General features: G+C 62.8%; 22 protein-coding genes and 1 pseudogene. 8 read left to right on the top strand and 15 right to left on the bottom strand.

Translation table 11 applies throughout. The annotated features are described in order from the left end of the window. Positions 1–270: 270 nt before the first annotated feature. From NLY36_RS14830 to NLY36_RS14820, 3 genes are all read right to left on the bottom strand, one after another. Positions 271–1221 carry a CPBP family intramembrane glutamic endopeptidase gene (locus NLY36_RS14830; protein WP_023736747.1) on the bottom strand — a complete coding sequence of 317 codons (951 nt, stop codon included), beginning with the start codon at positions 1219–1221 and terminating at the stop codon, positions 271–273. 147 nt (positions 1222–1368) lie between these two features. Further along, on the bottom strand, positions 1369–1968 hold the full coding sequence (locus NLY36_RS14825; RefSeq protein WP_023671709.1) for a DUF1236 domain-containing protein: 600 nt from the start codon (positions 1966–1968) through the stop codon (positions 1369–1371). A 62-nt stretch (positions 1969–2030) separates the two neighbouring features. Further along, the gene (locus NLY36_RS14820; protein ID WP_023726017.1) at positions 2031–3128 is read right to left on the bottom strand and encodes a zinc-binding metallopeptidase family protein; all 1098 of its coding nucleotides are present in this window, start codon (positions 3126–3128) and stop codon (positions 2031–2033) included. Between the two features lie 294 nt (positions 3129–3422). On the opposite strand from NLY36_RS14820, the gene NLY36_RS14815 reads away from it, so the two are divergent. Next, positions 3423–4220: a lytic murein transglycosylase gene (locus NLY36_RS14815; RefSeq protein WP_023671711.1), complete on the top strand. Its 798-nt coding sequence runs from the start codon at positions 3423–3425 to the stop codon at positions 4218–4220. A 91-nt stretch (positions 4221–4311) separates the two neighbouring features. On the opposite strand, the gene NLY36_RS14810 is transcribed toward NLY36_RS14815, so the two are convergent. After that, entirely contained in the window at positions 4312–4890 is a 579-nt protein-coding gene (locus NLY36_RS14810; protein ID WP_023698860.1) for a hypothetical protein, read from the bottom strand. A 139-nt stretch (positions 4891–5029) separates the two neighbouring features. Beyond that, complete coding sequence (locus tag NLY36_RS14805; RefSeq protein ID WP_023736748.1) at positions 5030–6262, bottom strand: argininosuccinate synthase; 1233 nt, start codon at positions 6260–6262, stop codon at positions 5030–5032. Positions 6263–6449: 187 nt separating this feature from the next. On the opposite strand from NLY36_RS14805, the gene NLY36_RS14800 reads away from it, so the two are divergent. Continuing rightward, positions 6450–7091 (top strand): LysE family translocator, encoded by a 642-nt coding sequence (locus tag NLY36_RS14800; protein ID WP_023706760.1) that lies wholly within the window; start codon positions 6450–6452, stop codon positions 7089–7091. On the opposite strand, the gene NLY36_RS14795 is transcribed toward NLY36_RS14800, so the two are convergent. The 5 genes from NLY36_RS14795 to NLY36_RS14775 all read right to left on the bottom strand — a co-directional run bounded on the left by NLY36_RS14795 (position 7063) and on the right by NLY36_RS14775 (position 10466). Next, on the bottom strand, positions 7063–7530 hold the full coding sequence (locus NLY36_RS14795; RefSeq protein WP_023694539.1) for a hypothetical protein: 468 nt from the start codon (positions 7528–7530) through the stop codon (positions 7063–7065). The two genes, NLY36_RS14800 and NLY36_RS14795, sit on opposite strands and share 29 nt — an antisense overlap. Continuing rightward, complete coding sequence (gene rlmN / locus NLY36_RS14790; protein ID WP_023736749.1) at positions 7527–8759, bottom strand: dual-specificity RNA methyltransferase RlmN; 1233 nt, start codon at positions 8757–8759, stop codon at positions 7527–7529. The genes NLY36_RS14795 and rlmN overlap by 4 nt, the downstream gene beginning before the upstream one ends. A gap of 110 nt (positions 8760–8869) precedes the next feature. After that, the gene (locus tag NLY36_RS14785; protein ID WP_023671718.1) at positions 8870–9373 is read right to left on the bottom strand and encodes an invasion associated locus B family protein; all 504 of its coding nucleotides are present in this window, start codon (positions 9371–9373) and stop codon (positions 8870–8872) included. A 314-nt stretch (positions 9374–9687) separates the two neighbouring features. Continuing rightward, positions 9688–10050: a YkvA family protein gene (locus NLY36_RS14780; protein ID WP_023687669.1), complete on the bottom strand. Its 363-nt coding sequence runs from the start codon at positions 10048–10050 to the stop codon at positions 9688–9690. Positions 10051–10169: 119 nt separating this feature from the next. Then, the gene (locus tag NLY36_RS14775) at positions 10170–10466 is read right to left on the bottom strand and encodes a 4a-hydroxytetrahydrobiopterin dehydratase (RefSeq protein WP_023698863.1); all 297 of its coding nucleotides are present in this window, start codon (positions 10464–10466) and stop codon (positions 10170–10172) included. Between the two features lie 104 nt (positions 10467–10570). Here NLY36_RS14775 and NLY36_RS14770 point away from each other — a divergent pair. Next, positions 10571–11099 (top strand): annotated as a pseudogene (locus NLY36_RS14770) (low molecular weight protein-tyrosine-phosphatase). Here NLY36_RS14770 and thpR read toward each other — a convergent pair. Beyond that, positions 11003–11599 carry an RNA 2',3'-cyclic phosphodiesterase gene (gene thpR, locus NLY36_RS14765; RefSeq protein ID WP_023671722.1) on the bottom strand — a complete coding sequence of 199 codons (597 nt, stop codon included), beginning with the start codon at positions 11597–11599 and terminating at the stop codon, positions 11003–11005. The pseudogene NLY36_RS14770 and the gene thpR overlap by 97 nt on opposite strands. Positions 11600–11872: 273 nt before the next feature. Then, the gene (locus NLY36_RS14760; protein WP_502882031.1) at positions 11873–12535 is read right to left on the bottom strand and encodes an arylesterase; all 663 of its coding nucleotides are present in this window, start codon (positions 12533–12535) and stop codon (positions 11873–11875) included. 86 nt (positions 12536–12621) lie between these two features. Here NLY36_RS14760 and NLY36_RS14755 point away from each other — a divergent pair, with 86 nt between their 5' ends. The 4 genes from NLY36_RS14755 (at position 12622) to NLY36_RS14740 (ending at position 17551) form a co-directional block, all read left to right on the top strand. Beyond that, positions 12622–13323 carry an ABC transporter ATP-binding protein gene (locus NLY36_RS14755; RefSeq protein ID WP_023732872.1) on the top strand — a complete coding sequence of 234 codons (702 nt, stop codon included), beginning with the start codon at positions 12622–12624 and terminating at the stop codon, positions 13321–13323. Then, a complete protein-coding gene (locus NLY36_RS14750) occupies positions 13323–15872 on the top strand; it encodes an ABC transporter permease (protein ID WP_023736751.1) in 2550 nt (849 codons plus the stop codon). Before NLY36_RS14755 ends, NLY36_RS14750 begins: the two co-directional genes overlap by 1 nt. A 239-nt stretch (positions 15873–16111) precedes the next feature. Next, the gene (locus NLY36_RS14745) at positions 16112–16852 is read left to right on the top strand and encodes a Bax inhibitor-1/YccA family protein (RefSeq protein ID WP_023671726.1); all 741 of its coding nucleotides are present in this window, start codon (positions 16112–16114) and stop codon (positions 16850–16852) included. Positions 16853–16969: 117 nt separating this feature from the next. Continuing rightward, positions 16970–17551 (top strand): GNAT family N-acetyltransferase, encoded by a 582-nt coding sequence (locus NLY36_RS14740; protein WP_023698867.1) that lies wholly within the window; start codon positions 16970–16972, stop codon positions 17549–17551. Positions 17552–17655: 104 nt separating this feature from the next. On the opposite strand, the gene NLY36_RS14735 is transcribed toward NLY36_RS14740, so the two are convergent. The 3 genes from NLY36_RS14735 to acnA all read right to left on the bottom strand — a co-directional run bounded on the left by NLY36_RS14735 (position 17656) and on the right by acnA (position 22500). After that, the gene (locus NLY36_RS14735; protein WP_023683844.1) at positions 17656–18042 is read right to left on the bottom strand and encodes a DUF2794 domain-containing protein; all 387 of its coding nucleotides are present in this window, start codon (positions 18040–18042) and stop codon (positions 17656–17658) included. A gap of 610 nt (positions 18043–18652) precedes the next feature. Further along, positions 18653–19432 (bottom strand): DUF1223 domain-containing protein, encoded by a 780-nt coding sequence (locus NLY36_RS14730; RefSeq protein ID WP_023671730.1) that lies wholly within the window; start codon positions 19430–19432, stop codon positions 18653–18655. Between the two features lie 377 nt (positions 19433–19809). Next, entirely contained in the window at positions 19810–22500 is a 2691-nt protein-coding gene (gene acnA, locus NLY36_RS14725) for an aconitate hydratase AcnA (protein WP_023715753.1), read from the bottom strand. A 285-nt stretch (positions 22501–22785) separates the two neighbouring features. Here acnA and ccmA point away from each other — a divergent pair, with 285 nt between their 5' ends. Further along, entirely contained in the window at positions 22786–23394 is a 609-nt protein-coding gene (ccmA, locus tag NLY36_RS14720) for a heme ABC exporter ATP-binding protein CcmA (protein WP_023732874.1), read from the top strand. The last annotated feature ends 120 nt before the right edge of the window (positions 23395–23514 follow it).

The following is a 23514-nucleotide window of genomic DNA, read 5'->3' as shown; positions in this document are numbered from 1 at the left end:
TCTCAGGCACCCCGATGGTGCCCGAGAGGTAGTGCGTTCGCGCCGCTCATCCAAGCAAAGCTCAAAACCAAAAAGCACCCGGGGGCGCTCAGCGCTGCCGGGTGTTGGCCTCCAGGATCTGTTTACAGCACCCACCTCAAAAGGTTTTGGCGTCCTGGTCGGCTTGCTCGGAGGGATACTCGTCGCGGATTTCGGGGCTGTAGACAGGAAATCGGCCGAAGAGTCAAGACAAGGGCGGCTTCCCGGTCTCTGGATCGGTCCCTGTTTAGTTCACCCTGCATCCCGAGGGTCGGCCGTAACCTTCAGCGGCGAGCGCGGGTGCAGAAGCAGCAGGATCGTCAGCAAGGTGCAGACGATACCGATGGCGGCGATGATGACGGCATCCGTCGTCGTCCAGTCCGGACCTTCCAGCGGCTTGGCGTTGAACAGGGCGAAGGAATTGTAGTTCTCCTGATGCGAGATCAGCAGGAAGCCGGTGAGATTGTTGCCGAGATGGGCGCCGAAGGCGGCGCCGAGATTGCCGGTGACATAAACCACCAGCGTCAACAGCAAGGCGAAGGCGGCGATCGAGGCCAGCACGCAGGCGTTGATGGCGGGGGTCGAGCCCGGGCTCCAATGCAAGGAGGTGAACAGCAAAGCGGGCAATAGCGCCCACACGTAAGGGCTCTCGAAGCGCCTGGCCAGGCCGCGCAGCAGATAGCCGCGAAACAGCATCTCCTCGGACGAGGTCTGCAGCAGGGTCAGCGCCACGATCGGGAGCAGGAACAGCAGCCAGGTCGACAGGTTGATCGTGCCGCGGGCGATTTCGGGCTGTAGCCAGTAGAGCAGGATTTCGGAAAGCGCCGATGTGATCAGCACCGCGACCAGGCCCTTGAGGAAGCCCGACAAGGACACGCGGCGACTGGCGCCGAAAAGCGCCGAGAGCGGCTCGCCATGGACGAAACGCATGGCAAGCCAGAGGCCGAGCCAGATGCCGGTAAACGAGGTGAGTGCGGCGAGTATGCCGATGGGCGAGGCCAGAAAGCCCTGAAGCGGCCCGCGCGGATCGTCCGGCAATACATGCCAGACGATCGCGACATAGGTGCCGCCAAGCACCACAACCAGGGTGATCGCCACCCAGAACAGGACGACGACTGCCGTTCCAATTATCAGCCGCGGCAGGTTCGTCTTTTCGGTGGCCGTGTTGCTATAGCGCTCGAAGGCGGCTGAATCTGATATCACGCGAGTTCCTCTGCCGAACGCATCGGGTCGCATGATCTAGGGGATCGTCGGCTCTCGCGCAATTGCTGCTGTTCAGCGACCCTTTTGCCGCCCTCAGCCTCGGCAGGAGGGCGGCACGAGTTCACTTGTCATTCTTTCCAGGCAAAATCAGCGCACGACGTACATGATGCGCCGTGTCTGCGGGTCGACCAGCGCCTGCTGGCCATTCACATAGACGTAGCGGTAGCGGTAGTCGGGGATTTCGCGCAGTTCGACCGTGTCGGGCAAGGTGGCACCGGTCACCACCTCGCCTTCGAGATAGACAGGATCGAGCCGGTGCGTGCTGACATAGGTGCCGACTTCCGCCGGTGGCCTGTCGATGGCGTCGACGGGGCCGTCGTCGGACAGAATCGCACCGGTATAGGTATCGGGATAATCATCCTGCGGCGGTGTAACCACGGTGATGGCGGCGTTGGCGGGGCGGCGTGTCAGAACGACCCGGTTGCCGCCGAAATCGGCCGTGACATAGTCGGAATAGACCCAGCCCTGGCCTCCGGCTTCGGCAATGGTGCACCATTTGCTGTTTTCGATGCAGCCATTGAGCGTCGCCGACTGGCCGGCGGCGAGCACGCCGATCACAGGATATTGCGGGCCGGGGCCGGCGCGCACATTAAGATCGGTGACGGCCGAGACGGCGGTATCGGCAAGTGCCGCACCCGACATCGCGACAAGCGCCCCGGCGACGGCCGGAAACAATATGCGTCTCATGGTTTCTCTCCCTTTCATGGTCCCTCGCGACACCAAACGAAACCAGAACGCATGCGTTCCGGCTAAAATACCGACGCCAGCTCACGATTTGTTCCGGTTTCTTTCGGCAAACCGGTCAAAAGCTCATGCACGAAGCTGAGCTTCTGCGCCGTCACGTCCGAAATGACGAAGGGATAAAGGTCGGGCAGGCCCATGCAGCGGTTGATCGAGTTGGAGGCTTCCGAGAGTACCAGCCAGCGGGCGAGAATCTTTTCGAACGGCTCGGGCACGGCGTCAGGTTCCGCGGGCGCCGCCTGCAACCGGCCGCCGGTGTCGCCTTGCGGCAGCACATTGGTCTCCATCGTCTCAAGCTGGCCGAGTGGAAAATTCAGCGCGTGCACCATCTCCAGCGTGTCGGTGATGTGGAGATGGTGCGCCCAGGTCTCGGCCCAGTCTTCCCATGGATGCGACGTCGCATAGGCGGAGATGTGGTTCTGCTGCCAGTCGGGCGCAGCGCCATTGGCGTAATAGGCCTTCAGCGCCTGCTCGTAGTCGGGGCGTTCGTCGCCGAACAGCGCCCGGAAGGCATCGAGCCGTTGCGGCTCGTCGCGGATCAGCCGGTCCCAGTAGTAATGGCCAAGCTCATGACGGAAATGACCGAGCAGCGTGCGGTAATTTTCGCCCATCTCGACGCGACGCCGCTCGCGCTCGGCCGAGTCCGCCTCGGCGACGTTGAGCGTGATCAGGCCGTTGTCGTGGCCGGTAAGGATGCGTTCGCCGCCGGGACCGCCGCCGATCGGATCGGCAATGAAGTCGAAGGCGAGGCCGATTTCGTCGCCGTGCTTGTGCTTGGGCGCGACCGGAAGGCCGAAGGCGAGCAGCGAATAGACGGCGCGCTTCTTGGCCGCCTCGACGCGAATCCAGCGGCGGCGGTTGCCGTCGACGGAGAGGTCGGGGATCAGCTGGTTCAGCAAGCAGGCGCGGCAGTAGGTATGGCCCGGTTCGGCCATCCAGTTGCAGGCGCATTCATCCGCATTGGTGCAGTGGAAGATGCCGTCGACGTCAGACAAGGCAAAGCGCGCATGCTCGGGATCGTAAAGCACGAGACTCCCGCAATTCAGGCACTGCGCATTCTCGAAGTAGAGGCGGTGGCCGCAATGCGGGCAGTCGAACAGTTTCATGTCGATCTCGATGCGTCAGGCGTTGGCGTATGGCGTCAGAGGAGGAATATGGTGCGGAGCGGCGCCTCGCCCAAACGCCCGCCACGGGCCGCCGTTCCATGCCCCCGTCACCTCTTTTTACCCGAGCAGCGAATTCGCCTGCCCGGCGCCCGGGCGTTTCGGCCACAATAAGCACTTGATCGTAAGCAAATTCCGCTGCATTGGCCAGCGTAGCGCCGGGGGTACGGTGACAATGGCGCGTTTCGCTGGCAAGTTCGCAACCGGGACGTGATTCAGGCAATCAGGAGAAAAAGCATGGCATTGCTTGCCAAGGGAAAGATTATTGCTGCCGCGGTGGTCGCGGTACTTGCGCTGGCGACGGGCGCGCAGGCGGCGGCCAGCTGCGGCAAGACCGGCGCGGGCTTCGAGGCGTGGAAGCAGGACTTTGCCGCGCAGGCCAGGTCCGAAGGTGTCGGCGGGAAGGGTCTGGCTGCTCTGGCCGGTGCCAGCTACGCGACAAAGACAATCTCCGTCGACCGCGCCATCCACAAGGCGTTCAGCGGTTCGGTGGACGCCTTCATGAAGCGTCGTGGCGGAGCTGCGATCATTTCCAGGGGCCGTGCGCTGAAGAAGTCGAATGCAGCGATGTTCGACAGGATCGAGAGCAATTACGGGGTGTCGCCGGGCGTGTTGCTGGCCATCTGGGGCATGGAAACCGGCTTCGGAGCCTCCCTGGGCAACCAGAACACGGTCTCCGCCATTCTGACGCTTGCCTATGATTGCCGCCGCCCGGGCTTCTTTTACCCGCATGCCATTGCGGCGCTGAAGCTGGTCGATCGCGGTGCGCTCAGCGCCTCGTCGGTCGGCGCTGCGCATGGCGAGATCGGCCATACGCAATTCCTGCCCGGCAATGTCCTTAAGTATGGCGTCGGCAACGGAAATCTGCGCGACAAGGCGACGGCCTTGGCTTCGACGGCCAACTTCCTCAAGGCTCATGGCTGGCGGGCGGGTGCGAGCGCGAGTGCGAATATGGGCGCCATCGCCGGCTGGAATTCCGCCAGCGTCTACCAGCAGGCCATCGCCCAGATCGCCGACGCGATCGACGGGGGCTGATAGAAATATCCAGATCGAAGAACGGAAAGCCCGGCCATGCGCCGGGCTTTTTGTTGGTGCGTGAGGCAAGAGCGGCGAGCGCCTGGGTTCCTCAATTGCCCACGTAGCCGCCGCCCGACGGGCATTTCTCGGAAGCGGGAACCTCGAAGGAGCCGCTGTAAACATTTGAGCAGGTACGGAACTTGGAGTTCCTCCGCATTGGCGGAACCGCCTTTGGCCTGCCCTCTATATCGATTTTGGTCGGTTGGTCGAGCTGAGCGTAGCCGCTCACTGGGCATTTGCGGGAAGCGGGAATCTGGTAGGTACCGGTAATACCGTTGCAGGTACGGAAGTTGGAGTTCCGCGGCGCTGGCGCGGCCCTGGCAGCCGCCTTTGACTTGCCCTTGATGACCAGCCATATCTCGGTGGGCAGGTCTAGCTGCACTCTGTTCAAATCGGAGTAGCTGATCCGCCCGCTGCGGACCCCTTCGCCAAGGCGCTGGCAGAACAGGGCTGGCATGCGCTCCTGCGAGACGCCCATGAAAGAGGCGATTTCGTGCTTGAACGTGATGCTCCACAAATGGACTGCGGAGATGCACCCGTCCTGCTCGCGTTTCGCGGCCGCCTGCGAGGACTGGCATCCGGTAAAGACGATGGCCGCCGCAAGCATGAGAAAAATGGCGTTTTTCACGATCAGAATCCCTCGTCCCGCGAAGGAATTTAGATGAGGCTTTTAAAAGGTCAAACGGAAACCATGTCAGCCAGCTTGGCCTCTTATATTAGAGGTACCAAATAAAAACCCTGCGTGACCGCCGGGTTTTCCTGGAACACTAGTTTGGTTCACCCTTGCGGCTCCTTGCCGCCAGCGTCCTCAGCCGCAGCGCATTGAGGCGGATGAAGCCGGCGGCGTCCTTCTGGTCGTAGGCGCCGCGGTCATCCTCGAAGGTGACCAGCGCGTCGGAATAGAGCGTCTTCTTTGACTTCCGGCCGGTGACCATGACATTGCCCTTGTAGAGTTTCAGGCGCACCGTGCCTTCGACGTCTTCCTGGCTCTTGTCGATCATCGCCTGCAGCATCAGCCGCTCGGGCGAGAACCAGAAGCCGTTGTAGATCAGCTCGGCGTAGCGCGGCATGAACTCGTCCTTGAGGTGGCCGGCGCCGCGGTCGAGCGTGATCGATTCGATGGCGCGGTGGGCGACGATGAGGATGGTGCCGCCGGGGGTCTCGTAGACGCCGCGCGATTTCATGCCGACGAAGCGGTTCTCGACCAGATCGAGCCGGCCGATGCCATTGTCGCGGCCAAGATCGTTAAGCGCCGTCAGCATCTCGGCCGGCGACAGCTTCTTGCCGTTCAGCGCAATCGGATCGCCCTTCAAAAATTCGATCTCGATCTCGGTGACCTTGTCCGGCGCGTCCATCGGCGAGACGGTGCGCTGATGGACGAATTCCGGCGGCTCGCTCCACGGGTCTTCCAGCACCTTGCCCTCGGAAGAGGAGTGCAGAAGGTTGGCGTCGACCGAGAACGGCGCCTCCCCCCGCTTGTCCTTGGCCACCGGGATCTGGTGCTGCTCGGCGAAGTTGATCAGGTCGGTGCGCGACTTGAACGACCAGTCGCGCCACGGCGCGATGACCTTGATGTCGGGATTCAGCGCATAGGCCGACAGCTCGAAACGCACCTGGTCGTTGCCCTTGCCGGTGGCGCCGTGCGCAATGGCATCGGCGCCGACCTCCTGGGCGATCTCGACCAGGTGCTTGGAAATCAACGGGCGGGCGATCGAGGTGCCGAGCAGGTAGGTGCCTTCATAGACGGCGTTGGCGCGAAACATCGGGAAGACGAAATCCGAGACGAATTCCTCGCGCACATCGACGACGCGGATATCCTTGATGCCCATCATCTCAGCCTTCTGGCGCGCCGGCTCCAGCTCGCCACCCTGGCCGAGATCGGCGGTGAAGGTGACGACTTCGGCGCCGAGCTCGGCCTGCAGCCATTTCAGGATGATGGAGGTGTCGAGACCGCCGGAATAGGCGAGCACGACCTTCTTGACGTCTTTTGTCTTGGGCATTGCTGGGGACATTTTGGCGGTTCCGCGCGTGAGTTTCGCGGGCGAGGTATCACGGCATTTCCGGCCAGCGCAAGGGATGAACGGGCGCCGGCCGCCGCAGCCGCTGGACCAGATGCGACGCCAGTCAGTTGCTGGCGTGAGCGGGGAGGCTGCGTTATAGACCGACGATCATTCGCCAGGGGCACCGATGTCCTTCATTCCCGACACCACAACACTGATCCAGTTCGCCATCGCCACCATGATCCTGGCGATCACGCCGGGGCCGGATATGACGCTGTTCGTCTCGCGAACACTGAGCCAGGGCCGCGCCGCCGGCTTTGCCTCGCTGGCGGGTGCTCTGTTCGGCACGCTGATCCATACAACTTTGGTGGCGGTCGGCATCTCGGCGCTGATCGTCGCCTCGCCGATGGCCTTCCTGGTGCTGAAAATCTTCGGCGCCGCCTATCTGGTGTTCCTGGCCTGGCAGGCGATGACCAAGGGCTCGGCGTTTTCACCGCAGAAGAAGAACGGGCCGCAGATTTCGCTGTTCCGCAGCTGGGCCGCCGGACTCGGCGTCAATTTGCTCAACCCGAAGATCATCCTGTTCTTCATGACGTTTCTGCCGCAGTTCGTCTCGGCTCACGATCCGAACGCGCCGGGAAAACTGTTCTCCCTCGGCCTCATGTTCATCGTGCTGTCGATCCCTGTGACGGCGCCGATGGTGTTTGCCGCGGAAAGGTTTTCGGCGGCGATGAAGGCCAGCCCGCGCGTAACGCGGGTCGTCGACTATCTCTTTGCCGGTGTGTTTTCGGCCTTCGCGCTCAAGATCCTGACCGCTCAGGCGAAGTAGCGGCCTGCCACCAGCTTCCGGCCCAGCGGCCGGCGCTTAGCCAGTAGAAGATGCCGCCGACCATGCCGCAGCCGATCACCGCGGCGATGGCGCGCGGTTCGGTGACGTCGAAATCCACGTTCTGGTGGACGAAGCCAAGGAAGGCCGCGGCCACCAAGCCGCCCGCGAGTGCATAGAACAGCCAGTCGCGGCGGCTGAGGACCTCGGAGATCAGGATTGCGACCACCGCCGGTATGAAAGCGAAATAGGCGACAAACAGCGCCACGAACGGGATCGAAAAATACAGCGCCGCGGCCGCCGCTGGGTGCGCATCGTCCGGCATATAACCGACGGAAGCCAGGAACAGCACGTTGAGAAAGGCGCTCGCCGCCAATGAGGCGACGACATAGCCGAACAGGATGACAGCGAAACGGAGGATATAGGCGAAGAGGCGGCTCACGCCTCGCCATGCCCCGCAATCATCATGGCTTCCAGCGCCAGGCGGTCGACCTTGCGCATGCGTTCGGAGTCGGATTTGAGCTGCCCGCAGGCGGCCAGGATGTCGCGGCCGCGCGGCGTGCGGATCGGCGAGGCATAGCCGGCATTGTTGATGTAGTCGGCAAATTTCTCGATCGTCTCCCAGTCCGAGCACTGATAGTTGGTGCCCGGCCACGGGTTGAACGGGATCAGATTGATCTTGGCTGGAATGCCTTTGAGCAGCTTGATCAGCCCCTTGGCGTCCTCGATGGAATCGTTGACGTCCTTCAGCATCACATATTCGAAGGTGATGCGCTTGGCGTTGGACAGGCCGGGATAGGCGCGGCAGGCCTCGATCAGTTCCTTCAGCGGATACTTCTTGTTGATCGGCACAAGCAGGTCGCGCAAATCGTCATTGGTGGCGTGCAGCGAAATCGCCAGCATGACCCCTATCTCCTCGCCGGTGCGGAAGATCTCGGGGACCACGCCGGAGGTCGAGAGCGTGATGCGGCGCTTCGACAGCGACAGTCCGTCGCCGTCGGAGGCAATCAGCAGCGCCTTCTTCACCGCCTCGAAATTGTAGAGCGGCTCGCCCATGCCCATCATGACGACGTTGGAGACTTTTCTGCCCTCGGCAGGGACGATGGCGCCGTCGGGTGTGTCGCGGTCGGGGAAGTCACCCAGCCGGTCGCGGGCGGTGAGCAATTGCGCCAGGATCTCTTCCGTCGTCAAATTGCGCACCAGCTTCTGCGTGCCGGTGTGGCAGAACGAGCAGGTCAGCGTGCAGCCGACCTGCGATGAGATGCATAGCGTGCCGCGGCCTTCCTCGGGGATGTAGACGGTCTCGATCTCGACGGGACGGCCGGCGCCGCGCGGCGGAAAGCGGAACAGCCATTTGCGCGTGCCGTCGGAGGAAACCTGCTCCTCGACGATTTCGGGCCGGGCGACGGTAAAATGCTTGTCGAGTTCGGCGCGCAGATCCTTGGAGATGTTGAACATGCCGGCAAAATCGGAGACGCCGCGCACATACATCCAGTGCCAGAGCTGTTGGGCGCGCATTTTCGCTTGGCGCTCGGGCACGATGCCGGCACTGATGAGGGCCTCGCCGAGCTCGGTCCGGGTCAGGCCGATCAGCGACGGCTTCTCGGGCGTGGCGCGAGTGCGCAACGCGTCGCGTGCGCCCTCATTGGTGAGATCGAAGGAAAGGGTCATATCAGCGCCAATATAAGCGAATTGCGGCCGATTTCATCCATCGTGCCGAAAAGAAGCGCGGCGCATAGCACAGGTTGCGGCGAGAGTCATGCGGCGGGAACCGCGCTAGCCTACTTGCACTTGGCGATCGACGTCAGCGCGGCCGAGATGCCTTTCAGCGAAAACACATAGGTCGTCGGATTGCCGCGGCCAGACTTCGCCGAGACCTTCATGTCGGTGCCAGTCTTCATGGCGGCGATCAGCACAGGCTCTTCGGCGGCGTTCTCGACCCAGGCCGACTTGCCGCGGGTGAACATCGAGAACGTCTTCTTGTCGATGGTGACGGTGGCCTTGGAGCCTTCCTGGAATGTGTAGCCGGCGATGAATTGCGGCTCGTAGGACACTTGCTGGCCCGGGCGCTGGCTGACGAAGAAGAACATGTCGCCGTGATCGAGCGTCGGCGGCTGCTTGTCGGTCGGCACGGTGAGCACATAGCAGACCTTGCCGCCCTGCGCCTGGTAGCTGTAGGTGCCCCAGGCATTGTGCTGGCCGATCTTGGTCGCCTGCTGCGCCAGCGCCGGCGCGGCAAAGGCCACCAGGACCAGGCTCGAGACTAGTGCAATCAATCCGCGCATCGCTTTTCCCGTATTCCAAATGGTGCGGGGCAGGCCGGCTTGGCGTCCTGCCCGTCGCTTCATTTTGATTTAATCTGGGTTACCAAACGGTGAATTTCCCTTGGAAAAGGACATTCACCCATGGAAACCACCGCCATTTCCGCGCCGCTTCTTGAAAAAACGGCTTTCGCAATGTCCCTGCGGCGACTTGGAGGCCACGAAAGCGGCAAGAGTTTGACTTTTCGAACGGCCGCAGCGGAACCCGAAGCCAAGCCGCTATCGTCCTGTTTGATCGGAGGATTTCTTCTGAACCCAGTTGCCAACGCGACGCCGATTCAGCTCTTGTCGGCGATCGCCTCCTTGGCGGCCTTGCGGTGCGCAGGGGTGATATGGGCGCTTACCGCGGAGATCGCGGCGGTCAGCACGGCGATGTCGTCGGTGAAGCCGAGGCCGAAGACGAAATCGGGTATGACATCGACCGGCAGCACGAAATAGCCAAGCGCTGCCAGCAATATGCCCTTGGCACGCAAAGGCGTCTTCCTGTCGAGCGCGCAATAATAGCCGGCGACGACCTCTTCCATGAACGGAATCTGCCGGGCGGCCTTCTTGGCCGTGCGCCAGAATTTGGCGCGCACTTCACTCTCGTCGCCGAGCTTGCTGCCGAAGCCGAAGAAATCAAAACCGGGCTGCTGCGCCATCAATCCTCTCCTTGCCGGCCGTCGCGCTACGCGTTGCGCGCGGCCGCCACGGAAAATGTGGTGAAAGTCCCGGTCCACTGCAAGAGGATGGCGCCGATTTGGCGTTGCCGCCCCAGCGTTCAGCCGCCTGCATACCCATTCATCTTCTTGGCCAGCGCGATGTCGAGCGCGGTGACACCGCCGGCATCATGGGTGTTGAGCGTCACGTCGACAGTCTTGTAGACGTTCGACCAGTCGGGATGATGGTCCATCTTCTCGGCGGCCAGCGCGACGCGGGTCATGAAGGTGAAGGCTTCGGAAAAATTCTTGAAGACAAAGCTGCGCTTGATGGAGGCGCCATCGGCTGCCTGCGACCAGCCAGGCAGTTCGGCCAGTGCGGCGGCGATGGCGTCCTTGCTGAGTTTCTCTCTCTTCATGATGATTTCCCGTGCTATCCCACATATCGACCCTCACCATAATGCAAGTCGCCCAAAAGTCCTTTGCGTTTTGGGCTTCCAAATGCACGAACGGCGCATATCGAATGAGCGTAAAGCCGATAAATTCCATACTCTTCGTCTGCCTCGGCAACATCTGCCGTTCACCCCTGGCCGAAGGCGTGTTTCGCGCCGTGCTGGCGGAGCGCGGCCGCGACATGGTGCTGGACGATATTGTGCTGGACTCTGCGGCGACCGGCGGCTGGAACCTCGGCGAAGCGCCCGACCCGCGCTCGATCGCGATTGCGGCCCGCCACGGCATCGACATATCAGGGCAGCGGGCACGCAAGGTCAGGCCGGGGGATTTTTCGCGCTTCGACCTGATCCTCGGCATGGATAGGCAGAATGTCCGCGACCCTCAAGGCGTTGGCGCCGGCCGGTGCGCGCGAACGTATTCATCTCTTGGCAGAGTTTGCGCAGGGCAAAACCCGCGACGTGCCGGATCCCTATTATGACGGGGCCGAAGCGTTCGCTTCGGTCTACCGCATGATCCGCGAAGCGTCGGAGGCGCTGGCGACGAGATTGGTGGCGCGGGCGTCGACGCCGGAGAGCGGCCACGCCTCCTCGACAATGTAGGGACCGCCGCCGACCGAATCGCGCGACGACATCAGCACGAAGCGGCCGACGCGAAACGGTAGCGTCGCAAAATTGCCGCGCGCCGACAGGTACTGGGCGACGTCGAGCGGGCTCGAATTGCGCAAGCGTGCCAGCGTAACATGCGGGGTGAACTTGCGCGGGTCGGCGGGCAGGCCGAGCCGCTGGCAGATGCGGTCGATTTCGCTCTGCAGCGCCGAAAGGTCGGGCGAGGCGAAGACGCCGGCCCAGACGGCGTGCGGCTTCTTCTGGCCGAAAGCGCCAACTCCGGACAGGGTGAGCGAGAAGGATGGGCGGTGCACCCGGTCGAGCGCGTTGGCGATTTCGTCGGCGATATGGCCTTCGACGTCGCCGATGAAGCGCAGCGTCAGATGGTAGTTTTCGACATCGATCCAGCGGGCTCCGGGCAGGCCGCCCCTGAGCAGGGACAGCGAAAGAGCGGCGTCACGGGGTATTTCGAGGGCGGTGAAAAGACGCGGCATGGTGAGCCTCCCTTCCTCGAATCGAACTGTGCCCCTAGCGAATCATCGATAGTCAAACGGGGCAAGTGGTTTGTTGGTTGCAGGCATTTTTACGAACAGGCGCCTCCAAGCGATGAATAAGCACTATTGCCGTGCCGCCTCGGCGCTTGCATTACCCAGATGCTGCATATGCTCTTCGAGCGCAGCATGGATGACTCGGGTCATCGGCAGCCCGGTCTTTTGTTTCAAAGTTCGCGCGAGGCGAACGCCGCGTTATTCTCGTCAGACCGGCGTTCAACCGCCACCCTCAACTGCCGCAATCGCCTTCTCCACGGCGGGCATGATGCGCTCGACCATCGCTGCGATGCCCTTCGGATTGGGATGCAGGCCATCCTCCAACTGCAGGCCGGACTGCCCGGCGACGCCATCGAGAAAAAACGGATAGAGCGGCACATCGTATTTCGCGGCCAGCTTTGGGTAGATCGCATCGAAGGCGTTCTGGTAGTCGGCGCCGAGATTGGGAGCGGCGCGCATGCCGGCCAAAAGCACCGCGATCTTGCGCGCTTTCAGCTTCGCCAGCATGTCGTCCAGGTTCTTTTCCGTAATGCTGGGCGAGACGCCGCGCAGCATGTCGTTGGCGCCGAGTTCGAGGATAACCAGCCTTGTCCCATCCGGCACCGACCAGTCAAGCCGCGCCAAGCCGCCGCTCGAGGTGTCGCCTGAAACGCCGGCGTTGGCGACGGTGACGTCATGGCCTTTGGCGCGCAGCGCAGCTTGCAATTTGTCGGTAAAGCCATCGCCAGGCCCGAGGCCGAAACCGGCCATCAGGCTGTCGCCGAAGCCGACGATGGTGAACGTCTCGGCGCGCACGGACGAAATGGCGCCGCAAAGGGTGACGAAAAGGACGAGCCCTGCGGCATTCAAGCGTTTGAAAGATATCTTGCGTTTGAAAGACATGTGGCAGGCCCCATATACCCGAGGAATTCTTCCGGCGACGGCTTCCGGCAAGCAGAGCCTTCATCCTGATATAGGACGCTTTAATTGTGACAGAAGCCGTCATCGCGCTTAAAGACATATCCCTGACCCTGGGCCAAGGGGCTTCGTCTGTGCATGTGCTGAAAGGCGTCAGCCTTGACGTGACGCGCGGCGAGGCGACCGGCGTTGTCGGCCCTTCGGGTTCCGGCAAGTCGACCTTGCTGATGGTGCTGGCCGGGCTGGAGCGGGTCGATTCGGGCACGGTGCGCATTGCCGGCGAATTGCTGAACGGCAAAAGCGAGGACCAGCTCGCCTCGTTTCGGGGCCGAAACATTGGCATCGTCTTCCAGTCCTTCCATCTCATTCCCAACATGACGGCGCTCGAAAATGTCGCGGTGCCGCTGGAACTGGCCGGCCATGCCGATCCGTTCGGCGTCGCCGCGCAGGAGTTGGCGGCCGTCGGCCTGAGCGACCGCGTCACCCACTATCCCGGCGAACTCTCCGGCGGCGAACAGCAGCGCGTGGCGATCGCCCGCGCGCTGGCGCCGTCGCCGCGCATTCTGATTGCCGACGAGCCGACCGGCAATCTCGACCAGGCGACGGGGCGGCAGGTCGCCGACCTTTTGTTCGCCAAGGCGGCCGAGCGCGGCATGACCTTGGTGCTGGTCACGCACGATCCGGCCCTTGCGGCGCGCTGCTCGCGCCAGGTGTCGATGCGCTCCGGCCGCATCGAGGATGCGCCGGTAGCGCAGGTCAAGGTGCCGGCCTGATGCCACTGTCGCAGACGCTGAAGCTCGCGTTCCGCTTTTCGCTGCGCGAGATGCGCGGCGGACTGTCCGGCTTCATGATCTTCCTTGCCTGCATCGCGCTCGGCGTCGCTGCAATCGGCGGGGTCAATTCGGTGGCGCAGGCGATCACCGCAGGCGTTGCCGACCAGGGCCAGACGCTGCTTGGCGGCGACTTGCGCTTCCAGCTCAACCAGCGCGATGCGACGCCAGCCGAAAGCACCTTCCTCGACCGCCTCGGCACTGTGTCGCACAGCGCCAATATGCGCTCGATGGCGCGGCTGGAAGACGGCTCCGACCAGGCGCTGGTCGAGGCCAAGGCCGTCGACGACGTCTATCCGCTCTATGGCGCGATCGAGACCGCGCCGCAGCTTGGCAGAAAGGATTTGTTCGGCGAGAAATCAGGCGTCTTTGGCGCCGCCGCGCCCGACCTGTTGTTCGACCGGCTGAATGTGAAGATCGGTGACCGGCTGAAGGTCGGCAGCGCGACATTCGAATTGCGGGCCAGGCTGGTGAGCGAACCGGATGCGGTGTCGGACGGTTTCGGCTTCGCGCCGCGGCTGATGGTCTCGACCGCGGGGCTTGCCGCGTCCGGCCTGATCCAGCCAGGCAGCCTGGTCGAGAATGCCTACAAGGTTCGGCTGCCGGCCGGCGCCAGCGAGGCCGATCTCAAGACCATCCAAGATCGGGCGGCGAGCGATTTCCCTGAAGCCGGCTGGTCGATCCGCACGCGTTCCAATGCGGCGCCGGCGCTGTCGGCCAACATCGAGCGCTTCTCGCAATTCCTCACGCTGGTCGGGCTGACGGCGCTGGTCGTCGGTGGCGTCGGCGTTGCCAATGCGGTGCGCGCCTATCTCGACGGCAAGCGCGGCGTCATCGCCACCTTCAAGAGCCTTGGCGCCTCGGGCGGCTTCGTCTTCACCGTCTATCTCGTGCAGATCCTGATGATCGCCGGCCTCGGCATCGCGCTTGGCCTCATCCTCGGCGCCGCCATGCCGTTTGCTGCCAGCGCTGCGCTCCAGTCGGTCATTCCGGTGCCGGCTAAAGGCGGCTTCTATCCCGGTGCGCTGTCTCTTGCCGCGCTGTTCGGGCTGCTGGTGACGCTTGCCTTCGCGCTGTTGCCGCTCGGCCGCGCCCGCGATGTGCCGGCGACCGCGCTGTTTCGCGAAATGGGTTTTGAGGGCCGCGGCTTTCCACGCCTGCCCTATCTTGCCACGGCGGTCGGCATCGCGGTCGCTTTGGCGGCGCTCGCCATCCTGTTTTCCGGCGACCGGCGCATCGCCTTGATCTTCGTCGGCGCGACGGTCTTTGCCTTTCTGGTGTTGCGCCTGGTCGGTGCGCTGGTGCAGTGGGTGGCGCGCAAAAGCCCGCGTGTGCGCTCGGTCGCGCTCAGGCTCGCCATCGGCAACATCCACCGGCCCGGCGCGCTGACGCCGTCCGTCGTGCTGTCGCTGGGCCTCGGGCTGACGCTTTTGGTGACGCTGGCGCTGATCGACGGCAATCTCAGGCAGCAGATCTCCGGCAGTCTGCCGGAACGGGCGCCGAATTTCTTCTTCGTCGACATCCAGAATAGCGAGGTCGATGCCTTCTCGACATTGATCGGCAATGAGGCGCCGAAGGGAACGCTGGTCAAGGTGCCGATGCTGCGCGGCCGGGTGATGGCGCTGAACGGCGTTAGTGTCGACAAGGCCAATGTGCCATCGGAAGGCGCCTGGGTGCTGCGCGGCGATCGCGGCCTGACCTACGACGCCAAACAACCGGCCAATGCGACATTGACCGAGGGCAGCTGGTGGCCGGAGAACTACAGCGGCGAACCGCTGGTCTCGTTCTCCAACGATGAAGGCAAGGCGCTCGGCCTGAAGCTCGGCGATACCGTCACCGTCAATGTGCTCGGACGCAATGTGACGGCCAGGATCGCCAATTTCCGAGAGGTGCAATGGGAGACGATGGGCATCAACTTCGTCATGGTGTTCTCGCCCAACACTTTTGCAGGCGCGCCCCATGGCTGGCTGGCGACGCTGACCGAAAAGGATGCCACGGCAGCAGAGGATGCCCGCCTGCTCAACGCCGTCACCCGCGCCTTCCCGGCGGTGACGACAGTTCGGGTCAAGGACGCGCTCGACGTCGTCAACCGGCTGGTCGGCCAGCTCGGCACGGCGATCCGGGCCGCGGCCGGCGTGGCGATGATCGCTTCGGTGCTGGTGCTGGCCGGCGCGCTCGCCGCGGGAAATCGCGCCCGCATCCACGATGCCGTGGTGCTGAAGACGTTGGGCGCCACGAGGCGCACGCTGATCGCGGCGTTTTCGCTGGAATACATGCTGATCGGCCTGGCCACCGCGGTGTTTGCGTTGGCTGCCGGTGGCATCGCCGCCTGGTACATCGTTGCCCGCATCATGACGTTGCCGTCGCATTTCATGCCGGAGGTGGCAGTGGCGACCTTGGTGTTTGCGCTGGTGATCACGGTCGGCATCGGCCTTGCCGGCACCTGGCGGGTGCTCGGGCACAAGGCGGCGCCGGTGCTGCGCGACCTCTAGGCCCAAAACGGCAAGGTTGGCCGAATCTGCCGTTTCCGATTAAATCTTGGTAATGTGCAGTCATGGAAGCCCAAGAAAACCGGCTTCCGGAGATTCACCAAGCGTTGCAGCCCGTTACGGTCTTGTTCTTGACGTCAAGAACCATCATATTTCGCCACAGGCATGCTGGAGCCCCGCCAGCGGCGCCCAGGTCCGAAAGGGCCTGACACCGTACGGGGCAGAAGCAACAGAGGATTCCAATGGCTGAGCCCATTCGCAACTACCAGACTTCGGCCGTGCCGGGCGCGCGCGCCGACATCGACCAAGGCCTGCGCACTTACATGCTCAAGGTCTACAATTTGATGGGGCTTGGCCTCCTCATCACCGGCGTCGCCGCCTGGGGCGCTTTCCAGCTCGCCGTCACCGGCGACGGACAGCTGACCGCTTTCGGCACGCTGATCTATGCCAGCGCCTTCCGCTGGGTGGTCATCCTGGCTCCGCTCGCCGCCGTCTTCTTCCTGTCGTTCAGGATCCAGTCGATGAGCGTGGCCGCGGCGCAAACCACCTTCTGGGTCTATTCGGGCCTGGTCGGCCTGTCGCTGTCGACCATCTTCCTGGTCTACACCGGCGCCTCGATCACTCAGACCTTCTTTGCCACGGCGGCCGCCTTCGGCGCGCTGTCGCTCTACGGCTACACGACCAAGCGCGACCTTTCGGCGTTCGGCTCGTTCCTGGTCATGGGCGTGGTCGGCCTGGTGATCGCCATGCTGATCAACATCTTCCTGCAGTCGTCGGCGCTCGGCTTCGCCATCTCGGCGATCGGCGTGCTGATCTTCGCCGGGCTCACCGCCTATGACACGCAGACCATCAAGGAAATGTACTACGAAGGCGATCAGGCCGACGTTGCCGGCCGCAAGGCGATCATGGGCGCGTTGAGGCTATATCTCGACTTCATCAACCTGTTCATGTTCCTGCTGCAGTTCATGGGCGATCGCCGCTAGGCGGTCTTCCCATCAGGCAACTGGACCAGCTGATATCAAGAGGGCGGCCAACGGCCGCCCTTTTCTTTTGTGCCGGCCTTTGCTGTCATGGAGGCAGATGAATCGTCTGCATAAATCATGAGCACTATTTCCATCCGCGCGGCCTTGGAAGGCGACCTCGGCCGAATCACCGAGATCTACGGCGATGCCGTGACGCATGGCACCGCGAGCTATGAGCTCGAGCCGCCCAGCCGCACTGAGATGGGTGGGCGCTTCGACAGCCTGACGGCGGGGGGCTTTCCCTATCTGGTGGCGGAACGAGATGGCGCGCTGCTCGGCTACGCCTATGCCGGCGCGTTCCGGCCGCGCCCGGCCTACCGCTTCATCGTAGAGGATTCCGTCTATGTCGCGCCTGATGCGAAGGGCCAGGGCGTCGGGCTGCTGCTGATGCAGGCGCTGATTGAAGCCTGCCGTATGGCGGGCTTTCGCCAGATCGTCGCGGTGATCGGTGACGGCCATGCAGACAGCGCCTCGGTGCGGCTGCATGAAAAGCTCGGCTTTCGCCATTCCGGTCGCCTGGAAGGCTCCGGCTACAAGCATGGGCGCTGGCTTGACACGGTGTTCATGCAGCTGTCGCTGAATGGCGGCGCAACGGTTCCGCCCGATCCGCATTCGCTGCCGGAGCGGAAGTTTCGTGAGAGCCTGAGGAGCGGGAATTGAGGAGTTGAAGAACTGAAGAATTGAGGATTTGAATAGCAACAAACCCGGCGGTATTTCGACCGTTACATCCTCTTTTTTCAATTCTTCAATTCCCCAATTCTCAATTAGGCCTGGACAATCTTCAGCTTAGCATCGAAGACGTTGAGCACGCGACCGAGTTCCTGGCCGCGCTTGAGGATTCGGCCGCCGGCGGCGATGACGGCGAAGGCGCCTTGCCGGCGCGCCAGTTTCGGATCCTTGACGATCTGGAACAGCGGCACTTCGCTGGCCCGGCGGAAGACTGAAAACACAGCCCGATCAGACAGATGATCGATGGCATAGTCGCGCCATTCGTTGGCGGCGACCATGCGTCCGTACAGCCTCAGGATCTCATCGAGTTCACGCCGGTCGAAACGGACCGGCTGGTCGAGGCGTTCGCGTCGCGCCTCGTGCAGCGGGATCAATATTGCGGATGCGTCCCCATCCTCCGTCCCACCGCTGCGATCGGTCATCCCGCGATCCCTTTGAAAATGAATCTCGCTTGCAGAAGTTGGCGTGTTCGCCGTGGAATTGCAAGGCCCGGCTAACCATCCCGGGACCGCGCTGTTTTCGCAACGTCCAGTCACTTTTATAAAACGCGGTGTTTGAATTGGTGATGCCTCGCCACATTTCCGCCCTTTTTTATCCGCGCTCATGCCCCAATGTCCGACGAATTTACCGGCGTTGCCTGAGACGGTTCGGTCCGGCACCGGCTCGTAAACCCCAAGCCCCCCGCCCACGGGTCTGCGTCGGATCGAACCAACCTCGGACTTTCCTCAGGGAGAGACCGGGTGCGACGATCCCAAAGCCTAAATGACCGACGTCAGAAGCAAGCTGACGTCGGTTTTTTTGTTGGGCGGCGCCAGACACTTGTCGTCGTGATCCTTCACACCCCCCTCTGTCCTGCCGGACATCTCCCCGCAAGGGTGGAGATCAGATTTCGCGTTTGCTTTCGCCAATCTCAAACGTGGGACAGGATGGCGGATGTGGCGAAGCTGCCAATCTCCCTCCTTGCGGGGGAGATGGCCGGCAGGCCAGAGGGGGGTGCTGTCCCGCCGATATCAAAAGGTATGGACCAGCCTCTTAAGGCTTGTGAATAAACGCCGCGCCCAGAATAGGCCCCGGCAGGCCGTCCTTGCCAACCGATTGCAGCAGCACGGCGCAGCCGCCTTTCTTGGCGATCTCGGTCATCGGCAATTCGTAGCGCTGCGCCTTGCCGTGCCACATGCCGGCGGTCTGGATGCCGGTGACGGCGTTCCAGTAGGTCATGCTGCGGCCGGTGTTCTCGCCCTTGGCGATGGTCACCGTCTGCGGTGGTTCGAAATAGACGATGACGACATGGGCGTCGCTCGGGCCGCTACCGGCGTCGCCGGCATCGATCATGACGCGATCGCTGGTGCGGCTGACCTTGACGCTGACCCGCATGCCTTCACCGGATTTCTCCATGCGGGCAAGCGCGCCGTCGACCTCCTTGCGGCTGGCGCCGTTGACATGGCTGCGACCATTGATGACGGCTTGCGGCGTGTAGACGGAGCGGGTGCCGAAGGCGCGCATATAGTCATATTGCCGGTCGGTATTGTCCTTGCTGCTCAGCGTGTCCTGCCAGCCGAGATAGTCCCAGTAATTGACGTGGTAGGCGAGCGCGACGACGTTGTCCTTGGCCGCCAGCTCGGCAAAGAAAGCGTCCGCCGGCGGGCAGGAATTGCAGCCCTGGCTGGTGAACAGCTCGACCACGCCCAAGGGCCTGTCAATCTGCGGTTTGTCGGTCTGGGTCGTTCCCGATTCCTCGGCGAACCCGGTCCCGGCAAGCGCCGAGAAGGCCAGCGCAAAAGCCGCAAGCCGCAGAGGTTGTCGAGGTGCCATGATCGTTCCGATTCCCGCCGGTGACGCCGGCCTTGTTCTGGTTGCCCAGATTTGTGGCAGAAGCGACAGTCAACGGGAAGTCACGTTGCGGTGAAATTTTTGCTGCCGCAACCATGGGTATGGCATCACAGGGGGAGCACTTCACCGCCCGGTTCGATCGGGAGCATGGCATCAGGAGCGTGGGGCAGATCTTGCTGAGCCCAGCCGGTTTTTACTCCTGTCGTACAGGGCGGGGCTTCGATCGGGTCGGGCAATGCTTTGGAAAGACTGGGAGTAGGGAGTAGGGAGTAGGGAGTAGGGAGTAGGGAGTAGGGAGTAGGGAGTAGGGGATGTCGTTCCCCGCTACCGCCCAATCCCTACTGCCTAAGCCCTGGCCGCTACGCGGCCAGATCGCGCAGCACGTATTGCAAAATGCCGCCATTCTTGAAGTAGTCGAGTTCGTCCAGCGTATCGATGCGGCAGATGATCGGCACGTTCTTCACGGTGCCGTCGCCATAGGTCACCTTGGCGATCATCGTCTGGCGTGGCTTGATGGTGCTTATGCCGTCGATCTCGACCAGCTCGTCACCCTTGAGGTTGAGCGAGGCCCATGAGGTGCCTTCCTCGAAGACGAAGGGGATGACGCCCATGCCGACTAGGTTGGAGCGATGGATGCGCTCGAAGGACTGGGCGATGACGGCACGGACACCGAGGAGATTCGTTCCTTTAGCTGCCCAGTCGCGCGAGGAGCCGTTGCCGTATTCGACGCCGGCGAAGATGACCAGCGGCACGCCTTCCTTTTTGTATCTCATCGCCGCGTCGTAGATCGATTCCTCTTCCTTCGACGGGTAGTGGATGGTGTAGCCGCCCTCGCGGCCGTTCTCGCCCAGCATGTGGTTGCGGATGCGGATGTTGGCGAAGGTGCCGCGCATCATCACCTCATGGTTGCCGCGCCTTGTGCCGTACTGGTTGAAGTCGGCAACGCCGACGCCATGGTCGGTGAGGTATTTGCCGGCCGGGGAAGCGGCCTTGATCGAACCCGCCGGTGAGATGTGATCGGTGGTGATCTTGTCGCCGAACAGGCCGAGCACGCGCGCGCCCTTGATGTCGCCGATCTTGCCGAAACCGGAGGTCATGCCGGCGAAATAGGGCGGGTTCTGCACATAGGTCGAGTTGTCGTCCCAGGCATAGGTCTGGCCTTCCGGCGCCTTGACGTTCTGCCAGTATTCGTCGCCCTTGAAGACGTCGGCATATTTGCGGGCGAATAGCTCACGTGTGACGTTCTTCTCGATGAACTCCTGGATCTCGGCCGAACTCGGCCAGATATCCCTGAGATAGACCGGCTTGCCGTCGCGGCCTTCGCCGAGTGGCTCGGTGGTCAGGTCCTTGGTGACGGTGCCGGCCAAAGCATGGGCTACCACCAGCGGCGGCGACGCCAGATAGTTCGCCTGCACGTCAGGTGAAACACGGCCTTCGAAGTTGCGGTTGCCGGAGAGCACTGCGGCGGCGATCAGGCCCTTATCGTTGATGGTCTTGGAGATCGGCGCCGGCAGCGGGCCGGAATTGCCGATGCAGGTGGTGCAGCCGAAACCAACCAGGTTGAAGCCGATCTGGTCGAGCTCCTTCTGCAGGCCGGACTTTTCCAGATATTCGGCGACCACCTGGCTGCCCGGCGCCAGCGAGGTCTTCACCCACGGCTTCTGCTTGAGGCCGAGCCGGTTGGCGTTGCGCGCCAAAAGGCCGGCGCCGATCAGCACGCTCGGGTTGGAGGTGTTGGTGCAGGACGTGATGGCGGCAATGACGACATCGCCATGACCGAGATCATGGTCGGTGCCTTCGACGGCATAGCGCTTGTGGATTTCGGCAGCCTTCTTGTACTCGGTTTCCATCGCCTTTGCGAAGCCGGCCGGAATGCCTTCGAGCGGAACGCGGCCTTCGGGGCGCTTGGGACCTGCCATCGACGGCACGACGCTGTCGAGCTCGAGTTCGAGCAGGTCAGTGAAGACAGGGTCGGCCGAGCCGGCGTCACGCCACATGCCTTGCGCCTTGGAATAGGCCTCGACCAGGGCGATGCGGCTTTCCTCGCGGCCCGACATTGTGAGGTAGCGGATGGTCTCGCCGTCGACCGGGAAGAAGCCGCAGGTGGCGCCATATTCGGGCGCCATGTTGCCGATGGTGGCGCGGTCGGCCAGCGTCATGTTGGACAGGCCCGGGCCGAAGAACTCGACGAACTTGCCGACGACGCCCTTCTTGCGCAGCATCTGGGTGACGGTCAGTACGAGGTCGGTGGCGGTGATGCCCTCCCTGAGCTTGCCGGTAAGGCGGAAGCCGATGACTTCGGGCAACAGCATGGAAACCGGCTGGCCGAGCATCGCCGCCTCGGCCTCGATACCGCCGACGCCCCAGCCGAGCACGCCAAGGCCGTTGATCATGGTGGTGTGCGAATCGGTGCCGACGCAGGTGTCGGGATAAGCGGTGGTTTCGCCGTCTTCCGTGTTGGTCCAGACGACCTGACCGAGATATTCGAGGTTGACCTGATGGCAGATGCCGGTGCCGGGCGGCACGACGCGAAAATTGCGGAACGCCTGCTGGCCCCATTTCAGGAATTTATAGCGCTCTTCGTTGCGCTCATATTCGAGCTCGACATTCCTGGCAAAGGCCAGTGGCGTGCCGAATTCGTCGACGATGACGGAGTGGTCGATGACGAGGTCGACCGGCACCAGCGGATTGATCTTCTGCGGATCCCCGCCGAGCGCCTTGAGGCCGTCGCGCATGGCGGCCAGGTCGACCACCGCCGGGACGCCGGTGAAATCCTGCATCAGGACACGCGCGGGGCGATAGGCGATCTCGACGCCGGCGGTGCCCTTGTCGGTCAGCCAGCCGGCAACAGCCTGGATAGAGTCCTTGGTGACGGAGCGGCCGTCTTCATTGCGCAAAAGGTTTTCCAGCAGCACCTTCATCGAATAAGGCAGCTGGGCAATGCCGGTGAGGCCGTTCCTCTCGGCCTCGACCAGATTGTAATAGACATAGTCCGCGCCACCCACGGTGAGGGTGCGGCGGCAATTGAAACTGTCGAGGGATTTTGACACGTGCGGTCCGTCCTTGTCTGTTCAGCCTGAAAGGGAACGGACGCCGATGGGCATGCAATCACGCGCAAAGGTGCGGGTACGGCCATTTCCGCTGTCCGTTCCCAGCCAACCCGAGCCGTTCAAGGCGGCGCGTGCGCTGGTTCGGCGCAAATTCTGTTCCCGTGCCGACCGCTGGCACGGATGTCCCGCATATAGAGAATTTTCTGGAATAGTTCTAGACAGTTGCGGAGCAAATTTGTGCGATGCGGCAGCTATCGCGCGGTAAAGTTTTCGGGACGGGCAGGCATGCGGCTGATTGCCGAAAATCTGGGCGGCGAACGCGGCGGCGAGACGGTCTTTTCCGGCATCGGTTTTGCGCTCGACAAGGGCCAGGTGCTGGTCGTCACCGGGCCGAACGGCTCGGGCAAATCGACGCTGCTCAGGGTCATCGCCGGGCTGCTGCCGAAGGCGCAAGGCGATGTGCGCATCGAGGGCGGCGGCGAGACGTTTCCGACGATCGCTTCGGCGATCCACTATCTCGGCCACCTCAATGCAATGAAGACGGCGCTCAGCGTGGCGGAGAATCTGCGCTTCTGGCGCGATTTCAACGGCGACGGGCAGTCGGGTGTGGGGGAGGCGCTGGAGACGGTTGGTCTCGGCGGCATCGGCCATCTGCCTTTCGGATATCTGTCGACCGGGCAAAGGCGGCGGGCGGCGATTGCGAAATTGCTGGTCAGTCATAAGCCGCTGTGGCTGCTGGATGAGCCGACGGCTGGGCTGGACAAGGCCTCGGAGGCGCGGTTTGCGGGGCTGATGACGAGGCATTGCGCGGAGGGCGGGATTATTGTCGCGGCGACGCATTTGCCACTGGGATTGGATGGGGCGAAGGAATTGAGGATGGGAGCAATAGGGTGATGTCGGCATTCCCGCCCACCCCCCTCTGCCCTACCGGGCATCTCCCCCGCAGGGGGGGAGATCAGATGTCATGCCGGCTTTCGCCAATCACCGGCATTGAAAAAGAGGCGTCAGCAACGG

Source organism: Mesorhizobium sp. C399B (assembly GCF_030323185.1).
GTDB lineage: Bacteria > Pseudomonadota > Alphaproteobacteria > Rhizobiales > Rhizobiaceae > Mesorhizobium.
This window is presented reverse-complemented; position numbering and strand designations above follow the sequence as displayed.

Bases quoted from the DNA above. Each gene is read 5' to 3' on its own strand.
- NLY36_RS14825 (WP_023671709.1), bottom strand. From the start codon at position 1,968: ATGAGACGCATATTGTTTCCGGCCGTCGCCGGGGCGCTTGTCGCGATG.
- NLY36_RS14820 (WP_023726017.1), bottom strand. From the start codon at position 3,128: ATGAAACTGTTCGACTGCCCGCATTGCGGCCACCGCCTCTACTTCGAG.
- NLY36_RS14815 (WP_023671711.1), top strand. From the start codon at position 3,423: ATGGCATTGCTTGCCAAGGGAAAGATTATTGCTGCCGCGGTGGTCGCG.
- NLY36_RS14805 (WP_023736748.1), bottom strand. From the start codon at position 6,262: ATGCCCAAGACAAAAGACGTCAAGAAGGTCGTGCTCGCCTATTCCGGC.
- NLY36_RS14800 (WP_023706760.1), top strand. From the start codon at position 6,450: ATGTCCTTCATTCCCGACACCACAACACTGATCCAGTTCGCCATCGCC.
- rlmN (WP_023736749.1), bottom strand. From the start codon at position 8,759: ATGACCCTTTCCTTCGATCTCACCAATGAGGGCGCACGCGACGCGTTG.
- NLY36_RS14785 (WP_023671718.1), bottom strand. From the start codon at position 9,373: ATGCGCGGATTGATTGCACTAGTCTCGAGCCTGGTCCTGGTGGCCTTT.
- NLY36_RS14780 (WP_023687669.1), bottom strand. From the start codon at position 10,050: ATGGCGCAGCAGCCCGGTTTTGATTTCTTCGGCTTCGGCAGCAAGCTC.
- NLY36_RS14775 (WP_023698863.1), bottom strand. From the start codon at position 10,466: ATGAAGAGAGAGAAACTCAGCAAGGACGCCATCGCCGCCGCACTGGCC.
- thpR (WP_023671722.1), bottom strand. From the start codon at position 11,599: ATGCCGCGTCTTTTCACCGCCCTCGAAATACCCCGTGACGCCGCTCTT.
- NLY36_RS14760 (WP_502882031.1), bottom strand. From the start codon at position 12,535: ATGTCTTTCAAACGCAAGATATCTTTCAAACGCTTGAATGCCGCAGGG.
- NLY36_RS14750 (WP_023736751.1), top strand. From the start codon at position 13,323: ATGCCACTGTCGCAGACGCTGAAGCTCGCGTTCCGCTTTTCGCTGCGC.
- NLY36_RS14745 (WP_023671726.1), top strand. From the start codon at position 16,112: ATGGCTGAGCCCATTCGCAACTACCAGACTTCGGCCGTGCCGGGCGCG.
- NLY36_RS14740 (WP_023698867.1), top strand. From the start codon at position 16,970: ATGAGCACTATTTCCATCCGCGCGGCCTTGGAAGGCGACCTCGGCCGA.
- NLY36_RS14735 (WP_023683844.1), bottom strand. From the start codon at position 18,042: ATGACCGATCGCAGCGGTGGGACGGAGGATGGGGACGCATCCGCAATA.
- NLY36_RS14730 (WP_023671730.1), bottom strand. From the start codon at position 19,432: ATGGCACCTCGACAACCTCTGCGGCTTGCGGCTTTTGCGCTGGCCTTC.
- ccmA (WP_023732874.1), top strand. From the start codon at position 22,786: ATGCGGCTGATTGCCGAAAATCTGGGCGGCGAACGCGGCGGCGAGACG.